The following is a 25,292-nucleotide window of genomic DNA, read 5'->3' on the forward strand; positions in this document are numbered from 1 at the left end:
GGGGCACTGCCTGCCCCGCGACCACCTCGTCCATGCGCGGCGCCCCGGGCGCCGGGCGACCGCGTCAGGAGCGCACGAGCAGCGCCACCGGCAGGGTCGCGAGGAGGCGTGCGAGCGGCACCTCGCCGCCCTCGTACGCCACGCCCCCGTCCGCGCCGCCGAGCACGTCGGTCCACGTGCCGGGCGGCAGCGACACCGTGGCCCCGCCCCAGCCGCCCTCCCGCTCGACGGCCGCGGGCAGACGGGTCGCCACCGCGACGACCGAGCCGCTGCGGGCGAAGGCGACCGCGTGCGACGACGACGTGGCGACCGGCTCGTAGGTCGAGCCGGCCCCGAACCACGCGGGGTGCTCCCGCCGCAGGCGCAGCGCGCGCGACACCACGAGGAGCTTCTCCATGTCGAGCCCCTCGGGCGCCTCGCCGGCGTCGAGCCTGGCGAGCAGCCCGCGCCGGAGCGCGTAGTCCACCGGGCGCCGGTTGTCCGGGTCGACGAGCGACAGGTCGACGAGCTCGGTGCCCTGGTAGACGTCCGGCGCGCCGGGCATCGCGAGCTGCACGAGCTTCTGCCCGAGCACGACCGCGCGCACGTGCGGCTCCACCTCGGCGACGAACGCCTCCACCGACGCCCGCACCTCCGGCGAGGCGAGCACCGCCTCGGCGAACCCCTTCACGGCGGCGTCGTACGCCGCGTCGGGCGTGGTCCAGGTGGTGTGGCGCTTGGCCTCGCGGGTGGCCTTCTCGAGGTACGCCGTGAGCCGGTCCGCCGCGATCGGCCAGGCGCCCACGAGCGTCTGCCAGAGCAGGTACTCGGTGTTGGCGTCGAGCTCCGCCGGGCGCACCGCGGCCGTGAGCGCCCGCCAGGCCGTCACCGCCTCGCCCCAGCGCTGCGGCACCTGCGAGAGCACGGCGAGGCGCGCGCGCACGTCCTCCGAGCGCTTGGTGTCGTGGGTGGAGAGCGTCGTCATCGCCTCGGGCCAGCGGGCGTGCGACGCCGCGGTCCAGGCGTGGAACTGCTCGACGGGCACCCCGAAGTGCGCCGGGTCGCCGCCGACCTCGTTGAGCCCGGCCAGGCGGAACCAGCGGTAGAAGGCGGTGTCCTCGACGCCCTTGGCCATGACCGGGCCGCAGGTCTGCTGGAAGCGCACGACGATCTCGTCGCGCCGCCGCTCGCGCCGGCCGTCGCCGACCGGGCGCCCCAGCACCAGGTCGCGGACCAGGGCGAGGGTGGCGTGGCGCTCCTCGGGGAGCCGGGTGCGCGCCACCTCCGCGGCGTCCTCGACGAGGCGGACCGACTCCGGCGGCGCCTCCTCGCCCGGGGTGACGTACGCCCGGTAGACCGGGAACGCGACGAGCAGCTCGACGAGCGCCTCGCGCAGCCCCCGCCGGGTGTGGTCGCGGACCTCGATGTCGTCGTGGCACACCTGCGCGGCGAGCTCGACGAGCCGGGCCACCTCGGCGTACAGGCCGTGCTCGACGACGTCGCGCTTGGACTGCTCGACCACGACGCCGAAGTCCGCCGGCTCGCCCGTGAGCTGGGTGTAGAGCGCGGTCAGCGGCGCCTCGCCGTCGGGGTCGACGAACAGCCCGCAGACGCGCAGCATCGCGTCGTACCCGGTGGTGCCGGCGCACGCCCAGTCCTGCGGGAGCTGCTCGTCGCCCTCGAGGATCTTCTCCACGACCACCCAGGTGCCGTCGGTGGCCTCGGCGAGCATCCGCAGGTAGCCGCCCGGGTCGGCCATGCCGTCCGGGTGGTCGATCCGCAGCCCGTCGAGCTGCCCCTCGCGCACGAGGCGGGCGAGCAGGGCGTGCGTCTCGCGGAAGACCTCCGGGTCCTCCATCCGCACCCCGGCGAGGGTGTCGACGTCGAAGAACCGCCGGTAGTTCAGCTCCTCGTCGGCGACCCGCCAGAACGCCAGCCGGTAGTACTGGCGCTCGAGCAGCGCGGGCAGCGGCAGGTGCTCGGTGCCCGGGCGCACCGGGTAGACGTGGTCGTAGTAGCGCACGAGCGGCTCGTCGCCGCTCGTGTCGAGCTGGATCTCCCCGTCGGCGAGGCACTCGCCGATGCGCTTGCCGAGCACCGGCATGAGGATGTCGCCGCCCTGGGCGGCCCAGTCCACGTCGAACCAGCGCGCGTACGGCGACTCCGGCCCCTCGCGCAGCACCGACCAGAGCGGCGCGTTGAGCGACACCGGCGTCGGCACCGCGACGTGGTTGGGCACCACGTCGGCGACGGCGCCGAGCCCCACCTCCTCGAGCCGGGACCGCAGCCGCTCGAAGGCCGCCATGCCCCCCAGGTCGTCGCTGAGCCGGCCGTGGTCGACCACGTCGTAGCCGTGGGTCGAGCCCGGCGTCGCCTGCAGCACGGGGGAGAGGTACGCGTGGCTCGCGCCCAGGTCGCGCAGGTAGTCCGCCTGCCCGGCCAGGTCGTCGAACCCGAACTCCTCGCGCAGCTGCAGCCGGTACGTCCCGCGGGGCGCCTCAGTGGACACGGCGCAGCACCAGCACGGAGCGGGCCTCGACCTCGACCGGCGCGCCGGCCTTCAGCGTCGGCTGCTCGATCTCCAGCGGGGCGGAGGTGTCGACGCAGACGTCCCACGAGGCGCCGTACTTCTCCTCCGGGACGGTGAACACCATGTCGTCCGGCGAGGAGTTGAGCAGCAGCAGGAAGCTGTCGTCCGTGACGCGCTGCCCGCGCTCGTCGGGCTCGGTGATGGCGTCGCCGTTGAGGAACACGGTGACGTGGCGCTGCCCGCTGCTCCAGTCCTCGTCGTTCATCGGGCGCCCGCGCGCGGTGAGCCACGCGATGTCGCCGAGGGCGTCGCCGCCGCTGCCGCGGACCGGCCGGCCCTGGAAGAACCGCCGGCGCCGGAAGACGGGGTGCTCGTGGCGCAGCCTCGCGAGGCGGCGCACGAACTCGAGCATCGTCGTGTGGTGGCGCGCGTCCTCCCAGTCCACCCACGCGATCTCGTTGTCCTGGCAGTAGACGTTGTTGTTGCCGCCCTGGGTGCGCCCGAGCTCGTCGCCGTGCAGCAGCATCGGCACCCCCTGGGACAGGAACAGCGTGGTGAGGATGTTGCGCTTCTGCTTCTCGCGCAGCGCGAGCACGTCGAGGTCGTCCGTCGGCCCCTCGACGCCGCAGTTCCACGACCGGTTGTGGCTCTCGCCGTCGTTGCCGCCCTCGCCGTTGGCCTCGTTGTGCTTTTCGTTGTACGAGACGAGGTCCTCGAGGGTGAAGCCGTCGTGCGCGGTGACGAAGTTGATGGACGCGAGCGGCCGGCGCCCGTCGCCCTGGTAGAGGTCGCTGGAGCCGGTGAGGCGCATCGCGAACTCGCCGAGCGTGTGCGGCTCGCCGCGCCACACGTCGCGCACGTTGTCGCGGTACTTGCCGTTCCACTCGGTCCACAGCGGCGGGAAGTTGCCGACCTGGTAGCCGCCGTCGCCGACGTCCCACGGCTCGGCGATGAGCTTCACCTGCGACACGACCGGGTCCTGCTGCACCAGGTCGAAGAACGCCGAGAGGCGGTCGACCTCGTGGAACTGCCGGGCGAGCGTGGAGGCGAGGTCGAAGCGGAAGCCGTCGACGTGCATCTCGGTGACCCAGTACCGCAGCGAGTCCATGATGAGCTGCAGCACGTGCGGGTGCCGCATGAGCAGCGTGTTCCCGGTGCCGGTCGTGTCGTAGTAGTGCATCGGGTCGCCGTCGACGAGCCGGTAGTACGCGGTGTTGTCGATGCCGCGGAAGCACAGCGTCGGGCCCATGTGGTTGCCCTCGGCGGTGTGGTTGTAGACCACGTCGAGGATGACCTCGATGCCCGCCTCGTGCAGGGTGCGGACCATCGCCTTGAACTCCTGCACCTGCTGGCCGTTGCGCGCGTCGGCCGCGTACAGGTTGTGCGGGGCGAAGAACCCGATGGTGTTGTAGCCCCAGTAGTTCGACAGCCCCTTCTCCTCCAGGTGGTGGTCCTGGACGAACTGGTGGACCGGCATGAGCTCGACGGCGGTGACGCCGAGGCCCTTGAGGTGCTCCACCATGACCGGGTGCGCGAGGCCGGCGTACGTCCCCCGGATCTCCTCGGGGATGTCCGGGTGCGCGATGGTCAGGCCCTTGACGTGCGCCTCGTAGATGACCGTCTGGTGGTACGGCGTCCGCGGGCTGCGGTCGTCCTGCCAGTCGAAGAACGGGTTGACGACGACCGACTTCATCATGTGCGGGCCGCTGTCGAGGTCGTTGCGGTCGTCCGGGTGCTCGAAGCGGTAGTCGAAGAGCGACTCGTCCCAGTCGATCTGGCCGTCGACGGCCTTCGCGTACGGGTCGAGGAGCAGCTTGTTCGGGTTGCACCGCAGGCCGCGGGCCGGGTCGTTCGGGCCGTGGATGCGGAAGCCGTAGCGCTGGCCGGGGCCCACGCGCGGCAGGTAGCCGTGCCAGACGAAGCCGTCGGACTCGGGCAGGGCGACGCGCGTCTCGGTGCCGTCCTGCTCGAAGAGGCACAGCTCCACGCGCTCCGCGACCTCGGAGAACACGGCGAAGTTCGTGCCGACGCCGTCGTAGGTGGCCCCCAGGGGGTAGGCAGAGCCGGGCCAGGTCTCCATGCGCGGTGCGTCTCCTCGCGGTCGGGGGTCGGGCGGTGGTGCAGGGCGATCATCGTCCCAGCCGCCGGGTGGCGACCTCCTGCCTACCCTGCGTCCGGCCCTCTCGATCCTCCCGGTGCCAGCCCCTCGGCCAGGCCCACGACGTCGCCGACCACGACCACCGCCGGGTTGCGCACGCCGCGCTCGGCGGCGACCGCACCGACGGTGGCCAGGGTCGCCGTCGTCGTGCGCTGGGCGGGGGAGAAGCCCGACTCGACGACCGCGACCGGGGTGCGGGGGTCGCGCCCGTGCTCGACGAGCCGCCGGGCGGAGCGCGCGAGGTGCGTGACCCCCATGAGCAGGACCAGCGTGCCCTCGAGGCGGCCGAGGGAGGCCCAGTCGAGGTCGTCGTGCCCGGTGGCCACGGTCACCTGCCGCGCGAGCCCGCGGTGGGTGACCGGGATGCCGGCCGCCGCGGGGACGGCGACCGCGCTCGTGACGCCGGGCACGACCTCCACGTCCACCCCCGCGGCGATGCACGCCAGCGCCTCCTCGCCGCCGCGGCCGAGCACGAAGGGGTCGCCGCCCTTGAGGCGCACGACCCGCCGCCCGGCCAGGGCGTGCTCGACGAGGACCTCGTTGATGCGGTCCTGCGGCACGGGGTGGTGGTCGGGCACCTTGCCGACGTCCACGACGAGGACGTCCTCGTCGAGCTCGTCGAGCAGCGCGCGGGGGGCGAGCCGGTCCACGACCACGACGTCCGCCTCGGCGAGCAGGCGCCGTCCGCGCGTCGTGATGAGGCCGGGGTCGCCCGGGCCGCCGCCCACGAGGGCCACCCGGCCGCGGGCCGCCGGCCGGTGCCGGCGCAGCGGGAGCGCCCCGGTGTCCAGGCCCGTGGCGACGGCGTCGCGCAGGCGCCGGGCCCGCCGCGGGTCGCCGCCCGCGGTGACCGCGACCTGCACGTCACCCGCACGGGCCACGGCGGGGGTCCAGGCGGCGCTCACGGCCGCGTCGTCGGCCCGTACGCACCACACCCGCCGCCGCTCCGCCTCGTCGGCCACCGCGGCGTCGACCGGCGGGTCGCCGGTCGCGGTCTGCACCAGCCAGGCGCCGTCGACGTCGCCCTCGGCGTACGGGCGGGGCTCCCACGCGACGTCGCCGGCGTCGGCGAGCGCGGCGAGGCCCCCGCACAGCTCCGGGGCGACCACCCGCACGTCGGCCCCGGCCTCGAGCAGCCCGCGCGCGCGGCGCAGGGCCACCGGCCCGCCGCCGACGACGAGCGCGGGGCGCCCGCGCAGGTCGACGGCCAGGTGGTAGCGCTCGCTCACCCGCCCAGTGTCCCGCAGCGCGCCGCGGCGCCCGGTCGCGAGCGCCGGGGCCGGTCCGGCGGGGGCGTCAGGCGTGGATGCCGCACTCGGTCTTGCTGCGCCCGGCCCAGCGCCCGGCGCGCGGGTCCTCGCCGGGGGCGACGGCGCGGGTGCAGGTCTCGCAGCCGATCGAGGGGTAGCCCATCTGCGTCAGCGGGTTGACGAGCAGGTCGAACCAGTCGATGTAGCGGTCGACGTCGAACTGCGTCCACGCGACCAGCGGGTTGACCTTGATCTTGCCGCGCCGCTCGTCCCACTCGACGAGGCGCGCGTCGCGGCGGGTCGCCGACTCCTCGCGCCGCACGCCGGTGACCCAGACGTCGTAGTCCTGCATGGCGCGCTCGAGGGGGCCGACCTTGCGCATCGCGCAGCACAGGTCGGGGTCGGTGCGCCACAGCTCGCCGTAGCGCGCCTCGTGGGCGGCCCGGGTGAGCTCGGGCCGGACGGTGACGACGTTGACCGGCAGCGTCGCCTCGACGGCGTCGCGGGTGCCGAGGGTCTCGGCGAAGTGGTAGCCCGGGTCGACGAAGAGCACGTCCACGCCGGGCTTGACCCGCGACACGAGGTGCGGGAGCACGGCGTCGGTCATCGACGAGGTGACCGCGACGCGGCGCCCGAAGGTGCGCGCGACCCAGTCCAGGACGAGCAGCGGGTCGCGGCCCTCGAACTCCACGGCCGCGCGCTGGGCCAGGCGGCGCAGCTCCTCGCGGTCGCGCCGGCGCACGGGCAGGCCGAGGTCGACGGTCGCGGTCGGAGCGGCCCCCGTCGCGGGGCCCGCCTCGATCGTGCAGGTCATGCCGACACCTCGATCCCGACGAGCTTGAGCGTGAACACGCGGCGGCAGCTCCCGCAGCCCCAGGCGCCGTGCGACGCCTCGTGCGGGCGCAGGTCCTCCTCGCCGCAGAAGGGGCAGTAGAAGGGCACCGCGCGGGCGGTGCCGTCGCCTCCCGAGGACCCGGTCACGTCACATCACCTCAGGTCCTCATCGGCAGCCCGGCCCACCCACTGAGCGAACCGCTCGCCCTCGGTGCGCTGTTCCGCGAAGTGGCGCACGACACGCTCGACGTAGTCGGGCAGCTCGTCCGCCGCGATCTTGTGTCCGCGCAGCTTCTTGCCGAAACCGGCGTCGAGGCCGAGGCCGCCGCCCAGGTGCACCTGGAAGCCCTCCACCTGCGCGCCGCCCGGGCCGGGCACGAGCATGCCCTTGAGGCCGATGTCGGCGGTCTGGATGCGGGCGCAGGAGTTGGGGCAGCCGTTGACGTTGACCGTCAGCGGCACGTCGAAGCCGTCGAGGCGCTTCTCGAGCTCGTCGACGGCCCACGCCGCGCGCGCCTTGGTCTCGACGATCGCGAGCTTGCAGAACTCGATCCCGGTGCAGGCCATCGTGCCGCGGCGGAAGCGGCTGGGACGGGCCTGCAGGCCGAGCGCGTCGAGCGCCTCGACGAGGGACTCCACCCGGTCCTCGGGGACGTCGAGGACGAGCAGCTTCTGCTGCACCGTCGTGCGCACCCGGTCCGAGCCGTGCGCCTCCACGACGTCGGCGAGGCGGGCCAGCACCTCGCCGCTGACCCGGCCCACCGTGGGGGCCACGCCGACGTACGAGCGGCCGTCGCGCTGGCGGTGCACGCCCATGTGGTCGACCGGGTCGAGCGCGGGCGGCGCGGGGCCGTCGGTCAGCGCGCGGCCGAGGTACTCCTGCTCGAGGACCTCGCGGAAGCGCTCGGCGCCCCAGTCGCTCACGAGGAACTTCAGCCGGGCGCGGTTGCGCAGCCGGCGGTAGCCGTAGTCGCGGAAGATGCCGACGACCCCGGCCCAGACCTCGGGCACGTCCTCGATCGGCACCCAGGCGCCGAGGCGCTGGGCGAGCATGGGGTTGGTGGAGAGCCCGCCGCCGACCCAGACGTCGAAGCCCGGGCCGTGCTCGGGGTGGACCACGCCGACGAACGACACGTCGTTGATCTCGTGGGCGACGTCCTGCAGGCCCGAGATCGCGGTCTTGAACTTGCGGGGCAGGTTCGAGAAGGCGGGGTCGCCGATGTAGCGCTCGGTGATGGCGTCGACGGCCGGGGTGCCGTCGAGCACCTCCTCCTCGCTGATCCCCGCCACGGGCGAGCCGAGCACGACGCGCGGGGTGTCGCCGCACGCCTCGGTGGTCGAGAGCCCCACCGCCTCCAGCGTCGCCCAGATCGCCGGGACGTCCTCGATCCGGATCCAGTGCAGCTGCACGTTCTGCCGGTCGGTGATGTCGGCGGTGCCGCGGGCGTACCTCGTGGACACCTCGGCGACGGCCCGCAGCTGCGCGACGGTGAGCTGCCCGCCGTCGATGCGCACCCGGAGCATGAAGTACTCGTCGTCGAGCTCGTGCGGCTCGAGGACGGCGGTCTTGCCGCCGTCGATGCCGGGCCGCCGCTGGGTGTAGAGCCCCCACCAGCGCATGCGCCCGCGCAGGTCGGCCGGGTCGATGCTGTCGAAGCCGCGGTGGGCGTACACGCCCTCGATGCGCGCCCGGACGTTGAGCCCGTCGTCGTCCTTCTTGAACTGCTCGTTGGCGTTGAGCGGCTCGCGGTGGCCGAGGGCCCACTGGCCGTTGCCCTTGCCGCCGGTCGGGCGGGAGGGTCGGGTGCGCTGCTCGACAGGCGCCACGTGGCGTCCTTCCTCACGGGGGCGCGCCACGGTCCGGGGGTGCCCGGGGGACGTGGACGCGCAGGGGGGTCTGCGGTCCGGGTGCGCGACGCTGCGCTCAGGCAGCCGGACAGACCGCGCTCGACACGTGGCAGTTGTCCACGTGGAGCCGCGCGACGAGGATGGTCGCGGCGCCGGTCATGCGGACCATGATGACCGTGGCGGGCGCCACCGGCAAACACGGTCCAGGATCCGGGACGGGGCGAGGGGCTCCCGTTACCGTGGGTGCGTGGCGACCGGGACCGCGAGCAGCGCGGGCGCAGCGTCCCGGCGGGGGTCCCGGGCGCGCGCCCGCTACCGCCTGCGCGACGCCCCGGCCGTGCTCTGGCGCCTCGTCGCCGGGACGACCGCCTGCGTCTTCCGGTACCGCGTCACGGGCCTGTCCGCCGAGGCCGGCTTCTTCGCGCTGCTGTCGCTGCCGCCGCTCGTCCTCGGGCTCGTGGGCAGCATCGGCTACCTCGGCGGGGTGATCGGCCGCGACGTCGTCGGCGACATCAAGGACCGCGTCGTGGAGGCCGCCGCGACGCTGCTCACCGAGCAGGGGGTCTCCGACGTCATCGTCCCCACGCTGGACCAGGTGCTCGACGGCGGGCGCATCGACCTGGTCTCCCTGGGCTTCCTGCTGGCGCTGTGGTCGGGCTCGCGCGCCCTCAACGTCTACGTCGACACGATCACGATCATGTACGGGCAGTCGGGCCGGCGCGGCATCGTGCGCACCCGCGCCCTGTCGTTCAGCCTCTACGTCCTCGCCCTCGGGGTCGGCTCGGTGGTCGTCCCGCTCGTGCTGCTCGGCCCGAGCCTGCTGGGCGACCTGCTGCCGCCGGCGGCGGACTGGCTCCTCGACCTGTACTGGCCGGTGGTCGTCGCCCTCTGCATCGCCGTCCTGACCTCGCTCTACCACGTCGCCGTGCCCGACCGGACGCCGTGGCGCCGGGACGTGCCCGGGGCGGTGCTGGCGATGGCGATCTGGGTGCTCGGCAGCTACGGGCTGCGCTGGGTCATCAGCGTGAGCGTCGACGGGACGTCGATCTACGGCCCGCTGTCCGCGCCGATCGTCGTGCTGCTCTGGCTCTACGTCCTCGCCATCGCGGTCCTCATCGGGGCCGCGCTCAACGCCACGGTCATGCAGCTGTGGCCGCTCCCGCAGGACGCGCCCGCGCTCGCGGCGCAGGAGGCCACGGCCGCGCTGCCGGCGCAGGAGGTGCACGTCGTGCGGCTGCCCGAGGCCGTCGGCGGGGCCGGCGTGGTCAGCGGGGCCGAGGGGGTCGACGGGGTCGAGGGGCCCGAGGGGACCCCGGGGGCCGTCGGGGTGGACCTGGTGGACCGGGAGGACCGGCGGACCGCGGCGGTGGTCGCGGAAAACCGCTCGCCCGCCGGCCGGGCCGCCCCCTAGCCTCGGGCCCGTCGCCGGGAGGGGCCCGGCCGCTCGGGAGGGGGTGCCAGCGATGGACGTCGTCGTCGCGCGCCCGCGTGCGCGCAGCCCCCGCCACCCCGCAGACCCGGGCGCCCGGCCGGCCTGACCCGGCCCGGGAGCCCCGCCCCGAGAGGCACTCCCGACGTGAGCGAGACGCTCCCCGGCTCCACCCCGCACGGCTCCACCCCGCCCGGCCCCACGCCGCCCGGCCCCACCCCGCCCGGCCCCGCCCCCGACGGGCCCGCGCCGCACGGCCCCGCCGCTGCGGTGCGGACCCCGACCCACCCCGACCCGTGCGCCCCCGACCCGCACGCTGCCGACCCGCCCGCGCCGCACCCGTCCGCGCCGCGCGGGGCCGGCGGCGGGCCGTCCCTCGCCGACCTCGGCTGGGGCCCCGACCTCGCCGCGGCCCTGCCGGCCGGGTCCGACCCCGCCCGGGTGGCGCGGGTGCACCGCGGCGCGGTCGTCGCCCTGACCGGCGCCGGCGGCGGTCCCGGCGGGCCCGGCCCGGCCGTGCACGCGGTGCTCGGGCCCGCGCTGCTGGCCGCGGCCGCGCGCGACCCGGAGGCCCTGCCCTGCGTGGGCGACTGGGTCGCCCTGGGCGCGCGGCCCGGGGGGGAGACGGTCGTCGAGGCCGTCCTGCCCCGGCGCACGGCGTTCGTCCGCGGCGCGGTCGCGCCCGGGACGTCCGCCCGCCAGGTGCTCGCGGCCGACGTCGACGTCGCCGTGGTCGTCGAGCCGCTGCTGCCCGAGCCCGACCTCGGGCGGGTCGAGCGGCTGCTGGCCCTCGCCTGGTCCAGCGGCGCCCGGCCGGTGGTCGTGCTCACCAAGGCCGACCTCGTCGGCGACGCGCAGGACCAGCGCGAGGACGTCGCCCGGGCCGCACCCGGGGCCGACGTGCACGTGGTCAGCTCGGTCGCGGGCGAGGGCGTCGACCTCGTACGGGCCCTCGTCGGCCCCGGCGAGACCCTCGCCCTGCTCGGCCCGTCCGGCGCCGGCAAGTCGACGCTGCTCAACGCGCTCGCCGGCAGCGAGGTCATGGCGACCCGCGCCCTGCGGGCCGACGGCAAGGGCCGGCACACCACCGTCCACCGGGAGCTGGTGGTGCTGCCGGGCGGCGGCATGGCGGTGGACACCCCGGGCCTGCGCAGCGTCGGCCTGGCCGGCGAGGGCGTGGACCGCGCCTTCGGCGACCTCGAGGAGCTCGCCGCCGGGTGCCGCTTCGGCGACTGCGGGCACGCCGGCGAGCCCGGGTGCGCGGTCCTGGCGGCCGTCGAGGACGGCGCGCTCCCCGCGCGGCGCCTGGAGAGCTGGCGGCGCCTGCAGCGCGAGGAGCGGTGGGCGGCCTCGCGGCACGACGCGCGCCTCCGGGCGGAGCAGCTGCGCCGGTGGAAGCAGGTCCACCGGGAGGTGCGCCGCTCGGGGCGGACCCGGCCCTGACGGCCCGCCGTGCGCGGCCGCGGCCGGGGGCACCCGGGACTCGCGGGCCGGGGACCGGGGCGCCCCGGTGCCCCGGCAGGGGCGCTGCGGACACGCCGGGACCCCGGGCCGCGGCCGGCGCCGGGGCCCGGGGCCTACGGTGGGCTCGAGGCAGCACCGGGGGAGGGGAGCGAGCGTGGCGCACGTCCGGCTGCTCGGGGCGGTCCTCGCCGCCGCGGCCCTCGCGGGCTGCTCGCAGGCCGAGGACGCGCTCGGCGGCGCGCGCGACGGCGCCGAGGGCGCGGTGCGCGAGCAGGCGCAGCGCCTGTCCGACCGGCTCGCCGACGAGGCGGGCGCAGCGGTCCGCGACCGGGTGGGCGCCGAGCTCGAGCGCGCGGGGGTCCGCCTCGACGGTCCGCCCGTGTGCGACCCGTCGGTGGACCTCTCCGCGCTCGACGCGGCCGCGCAGGGGCGCGTGGACTGCACCGCGCGCACGACCGACGGCCAGGACGTGCGCGCCGTCTTCCGCGGCCGGTTCTCCACCTCCGGCTGCGACGGCGAGCTCGTCGTGACCGTGGCCGGCCGCGAGCGCGTGCGCACCCCCGACCTGCAGGTCTGCGGCTGAGGCGCCGGTGCGCAGGCCGACCCGCCCCCGCACCGGAGCGAACCCCTTGACCCGCGGACTGTGAGCGTTAACAATGACGCGACCCGACACCGGACGACGACGCTCGAGGAGGAGCCCCGTGCCCGTGGCCCCTGCTCCCGAGGCGCCCGTCGCCGACGCCCCCGCCGCCGCGGGCCCCGGCGCGGGCGCCCCCGCTCCCGCCGTTCCGGCCGCACCCGCCGCGACCGGCCGCCCGCCGGTCATGGGCGACGTCGCGCGCCTGGCCGGGGTGTCGCACCAGACCGTGTCGCGGGTGCTCAACGAGCCGCAGGCGGTGCGCCCGGCCACCCGCGAGCGGGTGGAGGCGGCGATCGCCGCCCTGGGCTACCGGCGGAACCCCGCTGCGCGCTCCCTGGTCACCCGCCGCTCCGAGGTGCTGGGCGTCGTCAGCTTCGACACCGCCCTCTACGGCCCCGCCTCCACGCTCGCCGCGATCGAGGGCGCGGCGCGCGAGGCCGGCTACTTCGTGAGCATCGCGAGCCTGCCGACCCTCACCTCGGCGTCGGTGAGCGAGGCCGTCGAACGGCTCCTGGCCCAGTCGGTCGAGGGCGTCGTCGTCATCGCCCCGCAGCAGGAGGCCGCCGCCGCCGTGCGCGACCTGCCGGCGGACGTCGCGCTGGTCACCGTCGAGGGCGACGCCGTCGACGGGCGCAGCGCCGTGTCGGTCGACCAGGCCGAGGGCGCCCGCCTCGTCGTCGAGCACCTGCTGGACCTCGGGCACCCCACCGTCCACCACGTCGCGGGCCCACGGCACTGGTACGAGACCGCGGGCCGCGTCCGCGGCTGGCGCACCGCCCTCGAGGCCGCGGGCCGCCCGGTCCCGCCGCCCCTGCAGGGGGACTGGACCGCCCGCTCGGGGTACGAGGCCGTGCTCGGCCTGGACCTCGACGGGGTGACCGCCCTCTTCGTCGCCAACGACCAGATGGCGCTCGGGGCGCTGCGCGCGCTGCACGAGCGCGGCGTCGAGGTCCCCGGGCGGGTCAGCGTCGCCGGGTTCGACGACGTGCCCGAGGCCGCCTTCTTCATCCCGCCGCTGACGACCGTCCGGCAGGACTTCGGCCAGGTCGGGCGGCGCAGCATCCGCCTGCTCCTTGAGCGCATCCGCGGCGAGGGCGGGCCGACCGCCTCCCTCGTCCCCGCCGAGCTGCTCGTCCGGGAGAGCACCGCGCCGCCGCCCTGAGCGTCGGACCGCCGGCGCGAGCAACGCACCGGCGCCGGACCTCCCTGCCCTCCCCCCCCCGTCCGCCCTCGTGAGAGGCCTCTGATGTGAACGCTCACCCCGGGTACGTCGTCGGCGTCGACTACGGCACCCTGTCCGGCCGCGCGGTCGTCGTGCGGGTCAGCGACGGTGCCGAGCTCGGCACCGCCGTGCACGAGTACGCCCACGCCGTGCTCGAGCGGGCCCTGCCGTCCGGCCGGCGCCTGCCCCCGGACTGGGCCCTGCAGGTGCCCCAGGACTACGTGGACGTCCTGAGGGTCGCGGTGCCCAAGGCCCTCGCCGCCAGCGGCGTGCCGGCCGAGGAGGTCGTGGGCCTCAGCACGGACTTCACCGCGTGCACGGTCCTGCCGGTGCTCGCCGACGGCACGCCGCTGTGCGAGCTGCCGGGCCTCGAGGACCGCCCGCACGCGTACGTCAAGCTGTGGAAGCACCACGCCGCCCAGGGCCAGGCCGACCGCATCAACGCCCTCGCCCACGCGCGGGGGGAGCGGTGGATCTCCCGCTACGGCGGCAAGCTCTCGAGCGAGTGGGCGCTGGCCAAGGCGCTGCAGCTGCTCGAGGAGGACCCGGAGCTCTACGCCCGCACCGAGCGCTGGGTGGAGGCCGCGGACTGGGTGGTCTGGCGGCTCACCGGCGAGGAGACGCGCAACGAGTGCACCGCGGGCTACAAGGAGGTCTACCAGGACGGCGCGTTCCCGTCCCGCGACTACCTCCGGGCGCTGCACCCCGACCTCGTCGACCTCTTCGACGCCAAGGTCGCCGGGCGCCTGCTCCCGCTGGGCGCGCTCGCCGGCCGCCTGACGGCCGAGGCCGCGGCGTGGACCGGTCTGCCGGAGGGCATCGCGGTCGCCGCGGGCAACGTCGACGCCCACGTCACCGTCCCCGCCGCCTGCGCGATCGAGCCGGGGCAGCTCGTGGCCATCATGGGCACCTCCACCTGCCACGTCATGAACGGGGAAGCGCTTGCCGAGGTCCCCGGCATGTGCGGCGTCGTGCACGGCGGGATCACGCCGGGCCTGTGGGGCTACGAGGCCGGGCAGAGCGGCGTCGGTGACATCTTCGGCTGGTTCGTGCAGCACGGGACGCCGCCGTACGTGCACGAGGAGGCCGCGGCCCGGGGCGTCAGCGTCCACGAGCTGCTGAGCCGCCAGGCTGCCGAGCAGCCGGTCGGCGCCCACGGGCTCGTCGCCCTCGACTGGCACAACGGCAACCGGTCCGTCCTGGTCAACCACGAGCTGTCGGGCCTCGTCCTCGGCCTCACCACGACGACGCAGCCGCACGAGGTCTACCGCGCGCTGCTCGAGGCGACCGCCTTCGGGACCCGTCGCATCGTGCAGGCCTTCGAGGAGTCCGGTGTCCCGGTCCGCGAGATCGTCGTGGCCGGCGGGCTCCTCAAGAACGCGTTCCTCCTGCAGATGTACGCCGACGTCACCCAGCGCCCCCTCTCGGTCATCGGCTCGGAGCAGGGCCCGGCGCTGGGCTCGGCGATCCACGCGGCGGTGGCCGCGGGGGCGTACCCGGACGTGCGGGCCGCCTCGGCGGCCATGGGCCGGGTGCGCCGGGCGGTCTACGTGCCGGACGAGGGCCGCGCCGCGGCCTACGACGCGCTCTACGCGGAGTACGAGCGCCTCCACGACCACTTCGGGAAGGCGGACGACATGATGCTGAGGCTGCGGGCCCTGCGGCGCCGGGCGGTGGCGCAGTGAGCGCGGTGACCACCGGCGCCGCCCCCGGCGCGCTCGGGCGCGTCGACCGGGCCGCCGTCGCGGCCGCGCGGGAGCGGGTCAGCGCGCTGCACGCCGAGCTGACCCGCTACGGGCTCGTCGCCTGGACCGCGGGCAACGTGTCCGAGCGGGTCCGGGGCGCGGACGGGACCGACGTGCTCGTCATCAAGCCGAGCGGCGTCCCGTACGAGCACCTGACGCCGGAGGGCATGATCGTCTGCGACCTCGACGGGCGCGTCCTCGACGGGTCGGGCAGCCCGTCCAGCGACACCGAGGCGCACGCGTACGTCTACCGGGCGATGCCCGAGGTCGGCGGCGTCGTGCACACCCACAGCCCGTACGCGACCGCCTGGGCCGCGGTGGGGGAGCCGATCCCGTGCTCCCTCACGGCCATGGCCGACGAGTTCGGCGGCGAGGTCCCGGTGGGGCCGTTCGCGCTCATCGGCAGCGACGCCATCGGCCGGGGCATCGTCGCGACGCTCGCGGGGCACCGCTCGCCCGCGGTGCTCATGCGCAACCACGGCGTCTTCACCATCGGCGCCGACGCGCGCGCCGCGGTCAAGGCCGCGGTCATGACCGAGGACGTCGCCCGCACGATGCACCTGGCGCGCGCCCTCGGGGCGCCGCCGGAGATCGGCCCGCGGGACGTCGACGCGCTGTACGACCGCTACCAGAACGTGTACGGCCAGCGGTAGCGGCACGAGCGGGGGACGCCGGTCCGCGCCGCGGGGCGTGGGCCGGCCGGGGACGGGCAGCCGACGGGCATGACGCCCCGCAGCCGCCCCGCCGGTCCGCCCGCCCTCGCCGCCCCCGCCCTCGCCGCCCCCGCCCTCGCCGCCCCCGCCCTGCTGGCGCTCGCCCTGGTGCTCGGCGCCTGCGGCTCCGACGGGGGCGGGGGCGGGGGCGGGGCCGGCGCCGACCACGGCACGCCGCAGGCCCTCGCGCAGGCCGTGGGCTGCACCGGGTTCCAGGAGGAGGAGAACGTCACCGCGAACGGGGTCGTCGGCAGCTGCTCCCTCGACGGCGAGCCGCTGGCCGTCGTCATCGGCAGCACCGAGGCCGTCCCGCCGGGGCTGCTGGGGCCCGGGCTGCAGGACGCGCCGTACGAGGTGCGCGGCGAGGGCTGGAGCGTGCTCGCCACGACCGAGCAGGCGGCGCAGGACGTGCAGGGCGAGGTCGGCGGCGAGCTGGCCCCGGCGGCCGGGAGCCGCTGAGCGCGGCCACGCAGGACCGGCCCCCCATGCAGCGAGGCCCCCTGCCGGAGCAGGGGGCCTCGTGTCGGGCGTGGGCGATACTGGGATTGAACCAGTGACCTCTTCCGTGTCAAGGAAGCGCTCTCCCACTGAGCTAATCGCCCGGGTGCGGGATGTGAGGTGGAGACGGGATTTGAACCCGTGTAGACGGCTTTGCAGGCCGTTGCCTCGCCTCTCGGCCACTCCACCGAGGAGGCCCCGGAGCCGTGCGGCCTCTCCGAGCGGACGACGGGATTCGAACCCGCGACCCTCACCTTGGCAAGGTGATGCTCTACCAACTGAGCCACGTCCGCGCGATCGAGCTCCCGGGGTTCCCCCCGTTCGCTCGGTGCGGGTAGAACCATAGCCGATCCCGGCGCCCGGCTCCAACGCGGTCCCGGGGCGGCGGGTCGCTAGGGTCCCGCCGTGGCGGCTGGGGACCTGCCGGGGACTCCGGCGCAGCGCGGCGGCGCGGGCACGGGGGAGCCCCTGGCCTGGGCCGGCGGGCGCCTGGCGACCGGCCTGGCCGAGGTGACCGACGACCCGCGGGCCCTCGACCGCGGCGGCTGGTGGGCGGTCGTGCAGACCTTCGAGGGCGCCCTGCGCTGCGCCCGCTTCACCGACGTGCGCCCGGCGCCGCTGCCCCCGGCCGCGCCCTGGCGCGGCCCGCGGCCCGGCGCGTGGACGAGCAGCCTCGACGAGGGGGCGTACGTCGCCGCGTGCGAGGAGGTCCGCCGGCGCATCGGGACCGGGGCGGTCTACCAGGTCAACGTCTGCCGGGTCCTCGAGGCGCCGCTGCCCGCGGGCGCCGACCTGCTCGGGCTCGCGCACCGGCTGGCGGTGCACCACCCGGCGCCGTACGCCGCGTACGTGCGCCTGCCCGGCCTGGAGGTCGCCTGCGCCTCCCCGGAGCTCTTCCTGGCCCGCGACGGCGAGCGGGTGGCGTCCGGGCCGATCAAGGGCACGGGGCGCACCGCCGGCGACCTCACCGCCAAGGACCGGGCGGAGAACGTCATGATCGTCGACCTCGTGCGCAACGACCTCGGTCGCGTCGCGGTCCCGGGCAGCGTCGAGGTGCCCGCGCTGCTGCGGGTCGAGGAGCACCCGGGGCTCGTCCACCTCGTCTCGCGGGTCGAGGCCCGCCTGCGCCCCGGCGCCGGCTGGGCCGACCTGCTCGCGGCGACGAGCCCGCCGGGGTCGGTGAGCGGGGCGCCCAAGGGGGCGGCCCTGCGGGCGGTCGCCGACCTCGAGCCGGTGCCGCGGGGGCCGTACTGCGGCGCCGTCGGCTGGGTCGACGCGGACCGGCGCACGGCGCGCCTGGCGGTCGGCATCCGCACGTTCTGGCGCGAGGGCGGCAGACTGCGCTTCGGCACCGGCGCGGGGGTCACCTGGGGCTCGGACCCGCACCGGGAGTGGCGCGAGACGGAGCTCAAGGCGTCGCGGCTGCTGCCGCTGGCCTCGGGGTGAGCGCGCGGCGGGCGCGGGCCGGCGGGCGGGACGACGGGCGGGACGACGTGCGGGACGACGGGCGGGAGGCGCGGGTGGACGTGCGGGTGTGGCTGGACGGCGCGGTGGTGCCCCTGGCGGAGGCGCGGGTCGGGGTCCTCGACCACGGGCTGACCGTCGGCGACGGCGTCTTCGAGACGCTCAAGGTGGTCGACGGCACGCCCTTCGCGCTGACGCTGCACCTGCGGCGCCTGGCCGCCTCGGCAGCGGGCCTCGGCCTGGGCCTGCCGGGCGAGCCCGTGCTGCGCCGCGCGGTCGAGCAGGTCCTCGCCGGGCCCGGGGCGCCGCTGGCGCGGCTGCGGCTGACCGTCACCGGCGGCGAGGCGCCGCCCGGCAGCGCGCGCGCCGACGTGCCGCCGACCGTCGTCGTGGTGCTGGCCCCGCTCGACCCGGCGGCGCCGAGCGCCGCGGCGGTGACCGTCCCCTGGCCGCGCAACGAGCGCGGGGCGACGGCGGGGCTGAAGACGACGTCGTACGCGGAGAACGTGGTGGCGCTGGCCCGCGCCCGGGCGGCGGGGGCGTCCGAGGCGCTGCTGCCCAACACGCGGGGGCGCCTGTGCGAGGGGACGGGGTCGAACGTGCTCGTCGAGCACGGGGGGCGGCTGGTCACGCCGCCGCTCGCGTCGGGGTGCCTGGCGGGCGTCACGCGCGCGCTCGTGCTGCGCTGGTGCGACGTGGGGGAGCGGGACCTGCCGGTGGAGGCGCTCGGCACGGCCGGGGAGGTGGCGCTGACCTCGAGCACCCGCGACGTGCAGCCGCTGCACGCCCTCGACGGCCGGGCGCTGGAGCCGGGGCCGCTCGCCGCGGCGGCGCGCGAGGAGTTCGCGCGACGGGCCCGGCGCGAGCCGGACCCGGTGTAGCAGGGCGCCGTCAGCCGGCGAGCAGGGCGCCGATCGCCGCGTCGACGTCGACCGCCTCGGTGCCGGAGGGCACGACGTCGTAGGTGCGGTCGAGGAAGGCGCGCAGCGCGGCGGCGGGCGCCTGGAGCAGGGCCTGCCCGTCGGGGCTGGCCAGCGCCAGGAACACGGTGGCCGGGCCGGGGCCCGCCGAGGGCCAGACGCGCACGTCGCCCTCGCCGGCCGGGCGCTGCACGCCCTCGGCGACGAGGTCGCGGGCGAACACCCAGTCCACGCTCTCGTCGACGCCGGTGCGGAACTCGGCGTGGACCGCGTACGGGTCCTCGCCGCGGTAGCGCAGGACGACCGGGAGGGGGACGGTGGCCTCCCCCGGCACGACGAGCTGCAGGTCGAGCTGGCAGGTCACCGTCGCGGTGGGTCGGCCGGTCATGGTTCACCTCGGTCGCGCTCGGGGGGAGGGTCCGCCGGCGTGGCCGGCGCTGGTCCACCGGTGCCCTGCGCCGCGCTGCGCGAAACCCGCAGCGGCGGCGGGCGGCCCGCCCTAGGGTGGTCCCGTGGGTGCGCGCGGGGACGGTCCGGTGGTCGACGAGCGGCCGGCGCGCCCGGCCGCCGCGCGGGGCGGGGCAAGCGGGTCCACGGCGCTGCGCCGGTGGCACCACCGGCTGCGCACCAGCCCGGCGACCCGCGGGGCGTACCGCGCGACGGTGGCGGTGCTCGGCGCGGCGGTCGTCGCCCTCGGCGTCGTCCTGCTGCCGCTGCCGGGCCCCGGCTGGCTCATCATCTTCGCCGGCCTCGCGCTGCTGGCCACGGAGTTCGCCTGGGCCCAGCGCCTGCTCGGCTTCGCGCGCGAGCGCGTCGCCGCCTGGACCCGGTGGCTGGGCCGCCAGTCCTGGCCCGTGCGCGGCGCCGTCGCCGCGGGCTGCGCCCTCGTCGTGGTGCTGGCCCTGGGGGCGGTGGTCGCGGTGACCGGCGTGCCCGCCTTCCTGCCCGAGCCCGTCGCCGCGCTCGTCGCGGACGTCGTGCCCGGCTCCGAGCGCTGAGGCAGGAGCCCCCGGCGCCGCGCACCGCGGCGATCCGGTAGGGTCCTCCTCGACCACGGGCGATTAGCTCAGCGGGAGAGCGCTCCGTTCACACCGGAGAGGTCACTGGTTCGAACCCAGTATCGCCCACCAGCCGTACCACACCGGGTCACCTGGTTGTAGCAACGGCACGCGCACGCTCCACCACGCAGCGTAGGATGGCGGTCCGACCCCTTCCTGGAGGACCGCCCGTGGACAGCACCCCTGCCAGCCCGTCCGCCGACGCCGCCGTGCCGATGGGGGGCCTCGCCCCCGGCGCCGTGCTCGTCACCCCCGTCTCCGGCGCTGGCGCCTCGGTGGCCGGCGAGCTCGACGCCTACTCCTCGGGCCCCGCGGGGCTCGCGGTGCAGCTGCGCGCCGTGCTGCCGCAGGACGTCGTGGAGTCGCTCGACGGGCTGCGGGTCTGGGTCACCGCGCACACCGACGGCCAGCTCGTGGCCTTCCAGGCGGTGGCCCGCCGCGCGGGGCGCACGAGCGTCGACCTCGCGGGCGTGACGGTCCCGGTGCAGGAGCACCGCCGCGGCTCGGTCCGCGCGAGCACCACGCTGCCCGCGGCCCTGCGGCTGACCGAGGCCGGCGACCCCCCGCCGCGGGTGAGCGCGCGCACGGTCGACCTCTCCCGCGCCAGCTGCCGCGTGCAGCTGGAGGGCGTGGACGCGGCCGGCATGCCGGTCGTCGGCGACCTCGTGGACGTCGAGATCGACCTCGACGGGCGCAGCACCGTCGCCCGCTCGCGGGTCCTGCGCGTCGACCCGCGCAGCGCGCAGGCCGTCCTGCAGTTCACCGCGCTCGACCCCGAGGACGCCGCCCGCATCGAGCGGCACGTCCTGCGGCTCGTCACCCCCTGAGCCGCACCCCCGGGCCCGCACCGCTCGCCCGGCGCCCCGGTGCAGGCCGGGGGTAGCGTCGCGGCCGTGGACGAGGTGCGCGCCGGACGCGTCGAGCAGCTGTGGGTCTACCCGGTGAAGTCGCTCGGGGGGCAGCGGGTCGCCGCGACCCGCGTCGGCCGCACGGGCCTGGACGGCGACCGCGCCTGGGCCGTCGCGACGCCCGAGGGGGAGCGGCTCACCGCCCGCGCCGCCCCCGGGCTGCGCGCGGCGGCCGCGGCGGTGCCCGAGGTCCCCGCGGGCGGGGCGGGGGGCGAGGGCCCCGCGGTGCGCGTCGGCGCCGGCCCGGCCCGCACCGGCGCCGGGGCCGAGGCGGCGCTCGCGGAGCTGGTCGGGCGGCCCGTACGGCTCCTCGCGGCCGAGGACGGGGCGACCCACGCCGACGTCGCGCCGGTGCACCTGGTGTCCCGGGCCGCCCTGGCGGCCGCGGCGGGCGTCGACCACGCCGGGCACGACGCCGCGTGCCCGTGCTCGCACGAGGACCCGCGGGCCAACGTCGTGCTCGACCTCGAGCTGCCCGGCGGCGGCGACGAGACCGGGCTCGTCGGGGCGGAGCTGGCCCTGGGCGCGGCGCGGCTGCGCGTCACCCGCCGGCCCAAGCACTGCCTCGGGGTGTACGCCGAGGTGCTCGTCCCGGGCGCGGTCGCGGAGGGCGACCCGGTGCGGGTGCTCGCCGGTCGTGGCGGGGACGGGCGGGGTGCCGGGGAAACGCCCTCGGGGACCGTCGGGGCCAGCGACTAGCCTGGCCCGGCGGGCCGGCGCCCGCACCACCCGCACCACCACCAGGAGGACCTCCGTGCCCGACGAGCCCGCCGTGATCACGCTCACCGTCGACGGCAGCGAGCGCACGGTGACGACGGGCACCACGGCGGGCGAGCTCTACGCCGAGCGCCGCGACGTCGTCGTCGCACGGGTCGACGGCGCGCTCGTCGACCTCGACCGGCCGCTGCCCGACGGCGCCGTCGTCGAGGCGGTGCCGATCGACAGCGAGGACGGGCGCGCGGTCCTGCGGCACTCCACCGCCCACGTGCTGGCCCAGGCCGTGCAGGACCTCTTCCCCGACGCGCGCCTGGGCATCGGCCCACCGGTGCGCGACGGCTTCTACTACGACTTCGACGTCGCCGTCCCCTTCACCCCGGACGACCTCAAGCGCCTCGAGAAGCGCATGCAGGAGATCGTCAAGCAGGGCCAGCGCTTCTCCCGCCGGGTGGTCACCGACGAGGAGGCCCGCGAGGAGCTCGCCGCGGAGCCGTACAAGCTCGAGCTCGTCGGGCTCAAGGGGGGCGCCGCCGCGGAGGCCGCCGAGGGCGCCGAGGCGGAGGTCGGCGGCGCCGAGCTGACGATCTACGACAACCTCGACGCGAAGACCGGGGAGCGGGTCTGGGCGGACCTGTGCCGCGGGCCGCACCTGCCCACCACGCGACGGATCCCGGCCTTCGCGCTGACCCGCAGCGCGGCCGCGTACTGGCGCGGGAGCGAGAGGAACCCGCAGCTGCAGCGGGTCTACGGCACGGCGTGGGAGTCCCGCGACGCGCTCAAGGACTACCAGCACCGCGTCGCCGAGGCGGAGAAGCGCGACCACCGCCGGCTCGGGACCGAGCTCGACCTCTTCTCGTTCCCCGACGAGATCGGCTCCGGGCTGCCGGTGTTCCACCCCAAGGGCGGCGTCATCAAGCGGGTCATGGAGGACTACGTCCGCCAGCGGCACGTGGAGGAGGGGTTCGACTACGTCGGCACCCCGCACATCTCCAAGCAGGGGCTCTTCGAGACCTCCGGGCACCTGCCGTACTACGCCGACACGATGTTCCCGCCGATGGACCTCGAGGGCAGCGCCTACTACCTCAAGGCGATGAACTGCCCGATGCACAACCTCGTCTACCGCTCCCGGGGGCGGTCGTACCGCGAGCTGCCGCTGCGGCTCTTCGAGTTCGGCTCGGTGTACCGCTACGAGAAGTCCGGCGTCATCCACGGCCTGACCCGGGTGCGGGGCTTCGCGCAGGACGACTCGCACTCCTACGTCACCCCCGAGCAGGCGCCGGCCGAGATCGAGCACCTGCTGTCCTTCGTGCTCGGCCTGCTGCGCGACTTCGGGCTCAGCGACTACTACCTCGAGCTGTCCACCCGCGACGACTCGGACAAGTTCATCGGCTCGCCGGAGCAGTGGGAGACCGCGACCCGGGTCCTGGAGGACGTCGCGACCCGCACGGGGCTCGAGCTCGTCGCCGACCCGGGCGGCGCCGCCTTCTACGGGCCCAAGATCTCGGTGCAGGCCCGCGACGCCATCGGGCGCACCTGGCAGATGTCGACGATCCAGTACGACTTCAACCAGCCGGCGCGCTTCGGCCTGGAGTACCAGGCGGCGGACGGCTCCCGCCAGCAGCCGGTGATGATCCACTCCGCGAAGTTCGGCTCCATCGAGCGGTTCCTCGGGGTCCTCGTCGAGCACTACGCCGGCGCCTTCCCGCCCTGGCTCGCCCCGGTGCAGGTCGTCGGCATCCCCATCACCGACGCGCACGTGCCGTACCTGCAGGACGTGGCGGCCCGGCTGCGCGCCCGCGGCGTGCGGGTCGACGTCGACGCGTCCGACGACCGCATGCAGAAGAAGATCCGCAACGCCCAGCGCGCCAAGGTGCCGTTCATGCTGCTCGCCGGCGAGGAGGACGCCGCCAAGGGCGCGGTGTCCTTCCGCTACCGCTCCGGCGAGCAGAAGAACGGCGTGCCGGTCGACGAGGCGGTCGAGGAGGTCGTGCGCGCGGTCGCCGACCGGGTGCAGGTCTGACGCCGGTGGCGGGGGAGCAGCCGGGCGAGCCGCGCGCACCGGAGGAGCCGCCCGGCCCGGGGGCCGGCGACGCCTTCGAGCGCCTCTGGACGCCGCACCGCATGGCGTACATCACGGGGGAGGGCAAGCCGTCGGGGCCCGGCGCGGACGACGGCTGCCCCTTCTGCCGGATCCCCGGCCTGCCCGACGAGGAGGGCCTCGTCGTGGCGCGCGGCGAGCGCGCCTACGCGGTGCTCAACCTCTACCCCTACAACGCGGGGCACCTGCTCGTCTGCCCCTACCGGCACGTCGCGGACTACACCGACCTCGACGCGGCCGAGGTGGCCGAGGTGGGGGCCCTCACCCAGCGCGCGATGGCCGTCGTGCGGGCGGTCTCCGCGCCGCACGGGTTCAACCTCGGGATGAACCAGGGGTCGGTCGCCGGCGCGGGGATCGCCGCGCACCTGCACCAGCACGTCGTCCCGCGCTGGGGCGGCGACACCAACTTCATGCCGGTGGTCGGGCGCACCCGCGTGCTGCCGCAGCTGCTGCGCGACACGCGGGCGCTGCTGGCCGGCGCCTGGGAGGGCGCGGCGTGAGCCCGACGGGGCCGCCCCGGCCGGTGCTCGTGTACGACGGGGACTGCGGCGCGTGCACCCGGCTCGCCGGGGTCGTGCGCAGGGTCCTGCGCCCCGACGCCGAGGTGGTCGCCTGGCAGCAGGCCGACCTGGCGGCGCTGGGGCTGACGCCGGAGCAGTGCGACGCGGCCCTGCAGTGGGTCGACGCGCAGGGCCGGGCGCACGCCGCGCAGGACGCCGTCGCGGCGCTGCTGCTCGCGTCGCGGCCCTGGGCCCGCCCCGCCGGCGCCGTGCTGCGCCTGCCGGGGGTCAACGCGGTCGCGGGGGCCGGCTACCGCTGGGTGGCCGCGCACCGGCACCTGCTGCCGGGCGGGACCGCGGCGTGCGCGGTGCCCGCGCCGCCGGCGGACGACGGTCCCGGGGCCCGGCTCAGGCCCTGACCCGCACCCGCGGCGCGTCGTCGTGCCCGTCGTCGTGCCCGTCGTCCTGCCCGTCGCCGTCCCCCTCCAGCGCCCCGGCCGCGGCCAGGGCCGCGCGCCGGCGCGCCGGCAGCAGCAGCTCGAGCGGCACGAAGGCGAGCAGGCACACGACGAGCGGCAGGAAGTGGATCTCGATCGTCGCCCACGTCGCGGCGTGGAAGAGGACGAAGAACAGCACGACGGCGAGCCGCGCCCGGCCGCGGAGCACGAGCAGCACGGGGGAGAGCAGCTCCGCGGCGAGCACGGTCCACTGCCCCGCGCGCAGCAGCCACGGCGGCTCGAGCAGCAGGTCGCCGAGCATCGTGCCCCGGCGGGTCATGGCCCAGGCGAACACCGCCCCGTTCGCCCAGCCCCAGCCGCCGAACCGCATCTTCGCCCACGCGGACAGGAAGTACGTCGCGACGCAGGCGACCTGCACGGCGAGCAGCGCCCACCCCGCGGCCTCGCTGCGGGCGGTGTCGCGGGTGCTCGCCCGGCCCACCGTGGCCATGGCGAAGAGCGCCACGACGAGGGCGAAGTGGTCGTGGTCGATCTTGCCGTACGACATGCCGATCGACACCCAGTCGAGGAAGCCCACGGCGACGACGAGCCCGGCCAGCCGCGGGAGCCGGCCCGCGGCCGCCACGAGGCAGCCGACGACGAGGACCGCCTGCAGCGCGTGGACGTACGCCGGGGCCGGGACGGGCAGGTCGAGCAGGCGGCGCAGCAGCAGCGGCTTGTAGAGGTCCTCGGGGACGTAGCCGTGCGGCACGACGTCGTTGACGAGGAAGGCCATGTCGTAGAGCACGAAGAGGTAGAGCACCGGGCGCAGCAGGGCCAGGCGCGCCAGCGGCACCGCGGGGGCGAGTGCGGCGCGCAC

Annotated in this window: 23 protein-coding genes and 4 tRNA genes; 16 read left to right on the forward strand and 11 right to left on the reverse strand. The window is 76.4% G+C overall.

What is annotated here, in order from left to right; genetic code table 11:
• Positions 1-64: 64 nt before the first annotated feature.
• The 6 genes from treY to D5H78_RS17620 all read right to left on the reverse strand — a co-directional run bounded on the left by treY (position 65) and on the right by D5H78_RS17620 (position 8,578).
• A complete protein-coding gene (treY, locus tag D5H78_RS17600) occupies positions 65-2,488 on the reverse strand; it encodes a malto-oligosyltrehalose synthase (RefSeq protein WP_119951819.1) in 2,424 nt (807 codons plus the stop codon).
• Positions 2,478-4,589: a glycogen debranching protein GlgX gene (gene glgX, locus D5H78_RS17605; RefSeq protein WP_119951820.1), complete on the reverse strand. Its 2,112-nt coding sequence runs from the start codon at positions 4,587-4,589 to the stop codon at positions 2,478-2,480. The genes treY and glgX overlap by 11 nt, the downstream gene beginning before the upstream one ends.
• A gap of 83 nt (positions 4,590-4,672) precedes the next feature.
• Complete coding sequence (cobA, locus tag D5H78_RS17610) at positions 4,673-5,896, reverse strand: uroporphyrinogen-III C-methyltransferase (RefSeq protein ID WP_119951821.1); 1,224 nt, start codon at positions 5,894-5,896, stop codon at positions 4,673-4,675.
• Positions 5,897-5,963: 67 nt separating this feature from the next.
• Entirely contained in the window at positions 5,964-6,731 is a 768-nt protein-coding gene (locus D5H78_RS17615; RefSeq protein ID WP_119951822.1) for a phosphoadenylyl-sulfate reductase, read from the reverse strand.
• Entirely contained in the window at positions 6,728-6,898 is a 171-nt protein-coding gene (locus D5H78_RS19480) for a hypothetical protein (protein ID WP_165865791.1), read from the reverse strand. Before D5H78_RS19480 ends, D5H78_RS17615 begins: the two co-directional genes overlap by 4 nt.
• A gap of 6 nt (positions 6,899-6,904) precedes the next feature.
• Positions 6,905-8,578 carry a nitrite/sulfite reductase gene (locus tag D5H78_RS17620; protein WP_119951823.1) on the reverse strand — a complete coding sequence of 558 codons (1,674 nt, stop codon included), beginning with the start codon at positions 8,576-8,578 and terminating at the stop codon, positions 6,905-6,907.
• Between the two features lie 268 nt (positions 8,579-8,846).
• On the opposite strand from D5H78_RS17620, the gene D5H78_RS17625 reads away from it, so the two are divergent.
• The 7 genes from D5H78_RS17625 to D5H78_RS17655 all read left to right on the forward strand — a co-directional run bounded on the left by D5H78_RS17625 (position 8,847) and on the right by D5H78_RS17655 (position 16,271).
• Positions 8,847-10,010 (forward strand): YihY/virulence factor BrkB family protein, encoded by a 1,164-nt coding sequence (locus tag D5H78_RS17625; protein ID WP_218566766.1) that lies wholly within the window; start codon positions 8,847-8,849, stop codon positions 10,008-10,010.
• A gap of 432 nt (positions 10,011-10,442) precedes the next feature.
• Positions 10,443-11,471 carry a ribosome small subunit-dependent GTPase A gene (gene rsgA, locus D5H78_RS17630; protein ID WP_119951877.1) on the forward strand — a complete coding sequence of 343 codons (1,029 nt, stop codon included), beginning with the start codon at positions 10,443-10,445 and terminating at the stop codon, positions 11,469-11,471.
• A 175-nt stretch (positions 11,472-11,646) separates the two neighbouring features.
• Positions 11,647-12,075, forward strand: coding sequence for a hypothetical protein (locus D5H78_RS17635; protein WP_119951824.1), 429 nt, complete (start codon positions 11,647-11,649; stop codon positions 12,073-12,075).
• Between the two features lie 241 nt (positions 12,076-12,316).
• Entirely contained in the window at positions 12,317-13,294 is a 978-nt protein-coding gene (locus D5H78_RS17640; protein ID WP_177891343.1) for a LacI family DNA-binding transcriptional regulator, read from the forward strand.
• A gap of 86 nt (positions 13,295-13,380) precedes the next feature.
• A complete protein-coding gene (gene araB / locus D5H78_RS17645) occupies positions 13,381-15,039 on the forward strand; it encodes a ribulokinase (RefSeq protein WP_119951826.1) in 1,659 nt (552 codons plus the stop codon).
• Positions 15,040-15,044: 5 nt separating this feature from the next.
• The gene (locus D5H78_RS17650; protein ID WP_119951878.1) at positions 15,045-15,752 is read left to right on the forward strand and encodes an L-ribulose-5-phosphate 4-epimerase; all 708 of its coding nucleotides are present in this window, start codon (positions 15,045-15,047) and stop codon (positions 15,750-15,752) included.
• Positions 15,753-15,821: 69 nt separating this feature from the next.
• Complete coding sequence (locus D5H78_RS17655; protein WP_119951827.1) at positions 15,822-16,271, forward strand: hypothetical protein; 450 nt, start codon at positions 15,822-15,824, stop codon at positions 16,269-16,271.
• Positions 16,272-16,342: 71 nt separating this feature from the next.
• Here D5H78_RS17655 and D5H78_RS17660 read toward each other — a convergent pair.
• The 3 genes from D5H78_RS17660 to D5H78_RS17670 all read right to left on the reverse strand — a co-directional run bounded on the left by D5H78_RS17660 (position 16,343) and on the right by D5H78_RS17670 (position 16,603).
• Positions 16,343-16,414: transfer RNA gene (locus D5H78_RS17660), tRNA-Val, on the reverse strand.
• Positions 16,415-16,428: 14 nt separating this feature from the next.
• Positions 16,429-16,499: transfer RNA gene (locus D5H78_RS17665), tRNA-Cys, on the reverse strand.
• Between the two features lie 31 nt (positions 16,500-16,530).
• Positions 16,531-16,603, reverse strand: a tRNA-Gly gene (locus D5H78_RS17670).
• Between the two features lie 112 nt (positions 16,604-16,715).
• Between D5H78_RS17670 and D5H78_RS17675 the strand changes: the two genes are divergently transcribed.
• Both D5H78_RS17675 and D5H78_RS17680 read left to right on the forward strand, forming a co-directional pair.
• Positions 16,716-17,756 carry a chorismate-binding protein gene (locus D5H78_RS17675; protein WP_218566770.1) on the forward strand — a complete coding sequence of 347 codons (1,041 nt, stop codon included), beginning with the start codon at positions 16,716-16,718 and terminating at the stop codon, positions 17,754-17,756.
• Between the two features lie 80 nt (positions 17,757-17,836).
• Complete coding sequence (locus D5H78_RS17680) at positions 17,837-18,655, forward strand: aminotransferase class IV (RefSeq protein WP_119951880.1); 819 nt, start codon at positions 17,837-17,839, stop codon at positions 18,653-18,655.
• 10 nt (positions 18,656-18,665) lie between these two features.
• On the opposite strand, the gene D5H78_RS17685 is transcribed toward D5H78_RS17680, so the two are convergent.
• Positions 18,666-19,082 carry an SsgA family sporulation/cell division regulator gene (locus tag D5H78_RS17685; protein ID WP_119951828.1) on the reverse strand — a complete coding sequence of 139 codons (417 nt, stop codon included), beginning with the start codon at positions 19,080-19,082 and terminating at the stop codon, positions 18,666-18,668.
• Between the two features lie 124 nt (positions 19,083-19,206).
• Here D5H78_RS17685 and D5H78_RS17690 point away from each other — a divergent pair, with 124 nt between their 5' ends.
• The 7 genes from D5H78_RS17690 to D5H78_RS17720 all read left to right on the forward strand — a co-directional run bounded on the left by D5H78_RS17690 (position 19,207) and on the right by D5H78_RS17720 (position 24,394).
• Entirely contained in the window at positions 19,207-19,692 is a 486-nt protein-coding gene (locus D5H78_RS17690; protein WP_218566772.1) for a TIGR02611 family protein, read from the forward strand.
• Positions 19,693-19,749: 57 nt separating this feature from the next.
• Positions 19,750-19,824: transfer RNA gene (locus tag D5H78_RS17695), tRNA-Val, on the forward strand.
• 98 nt (positions 19,825-19,922) lie between these two features.
• Positions 19,923-20,579 carry a PilZ domain-containing protein gene (locus tag D5H78_RS17700; protein WP_119951829.1) on the forward strand — a complete coding sequence of 219 codons (657 nt, stop codon included), beginning with the start codon at positions 19,923-19,925 and terminating at the stop codon, positions 20,577-20,579.
• A 66-nt stretch (positions 20,580-20,645) separates the two neighbouring features.
• The gene (locus tag D5H78_RS17705) at positions 20,646-21,359 is read left to right on the forward strand and encodes an MOSC N-terminal beta barrel domain-containing protein (RefSeq protein ID WP_218566773.1); all 714 of its coding nucleotides are present in this window, start codon (positions 20,646-20,648) and stop codon (positions 21,357-21,359) included.
• Between the two features lie 55 nt (positions 21,360-21,414).
• Positions 21,415-23,397 carry a threonine--tRNA ligase gene (gene thrS, locus D5H78_RS17710; protein WP_245941702.1) on the forward strand — a complete coding sequence of 661 codons (1,983 nt, stop codon included), beginning with the start codon at positions 21,415-21,417 and terminating at the stop codon, positions 23,395-23,397.
• A 5-nt stretch (positions 23,398-23,402) separates the two neighbouring features.
• Positions 23,403-23,975, forward strand: a complete 573-nt coding sequence (locus D5H78_RS17715; protein WP_245941703.1) for an HIT family protein — start codon at positions 23,403-23,405, stop codon at positions 23,973-23,975.
• Positions 23,972-24,394, forward strand: a complete 423-nt coding sequence (locus D5H78_RS17720; protein WP_119951830.1) for a thiol-disulfide oxidoreductase DCC family protein — start codon at positions 23,972-23,974, stop codon at positions 24,392-24,394. The genes D5H78_RS17715 and D5H78_RS17720 overlap by 4 nt, the downstream gene beginning before the upstream one ends.
• Here D5H78_RS17720 and D5H78_RS17725 read toward each other — a convergent pair.
• Positions 24,384-25,292 carry an HTTM domain-containing protein gene (locus D5H78_RS17725; RefSeq protein ID WP_218566774.1) on the reverse strand — a complete coding sequence of 303 codons (909 nt, stop codon included), beginning with the start codon at positions 25,290-25,292 and terminating at the stop codon, positions 24,384-24,386. The two genes, D5H78_RS17720 and D5H78_RS17725, sit on opposite strands and share 11 nt — an antisense overlap.

The organism is Vallicoccus soli (genome assembly GCF_003594885.1).
GTDB lineage: Bacteria > Actinomycetota > Actinomycetes > Motilibacterales > Motilibacteraceae > Vallicoccus > Vallicoccus soli.

What these genes read in the sequence shown, in the direction of transcription:
- glgX (WP_119951820.1), bottom strand. Translation starts at nt 4,589, where the DNA reads ATGGAGACCTGGCCCGGCTCTGCCTACCCCCTGGGGGCCACCTACGAC.
- D5H78_RS17615 (WP_119951822.1), bottom strand. Translation starts at nt 6,731, where the DNA reads ATGACCTGCACGATCGAGGCGGGCCCCGCGACGGGGGCCGCTCCGACC.
- D5H78_RS17655 (WP_119951827.1), top strand. Translation starts at nt 15,822, where the DNA reads ATGACGCCCCGCAGCCGCCCCGCCGGTCCGCCCGCCCTCGCCGCCCCC.
- D5H78_RS17685 (WP_119951828.1), bottom strand. Translation starts at nt 19,082, where the DNA reads ATGACCGGCCGACCCACCGCGACGGTGACCTGCCAGCTCGACCTGCAG.
- D5H78_RS17640 (WP_177891343.1), top strand. Translation starts at nt 12,317, where the DNA reads ATGGGCGACGTCGCGCGCCTGGCCGGGGTGTCGCACCAGACCGTGTCG.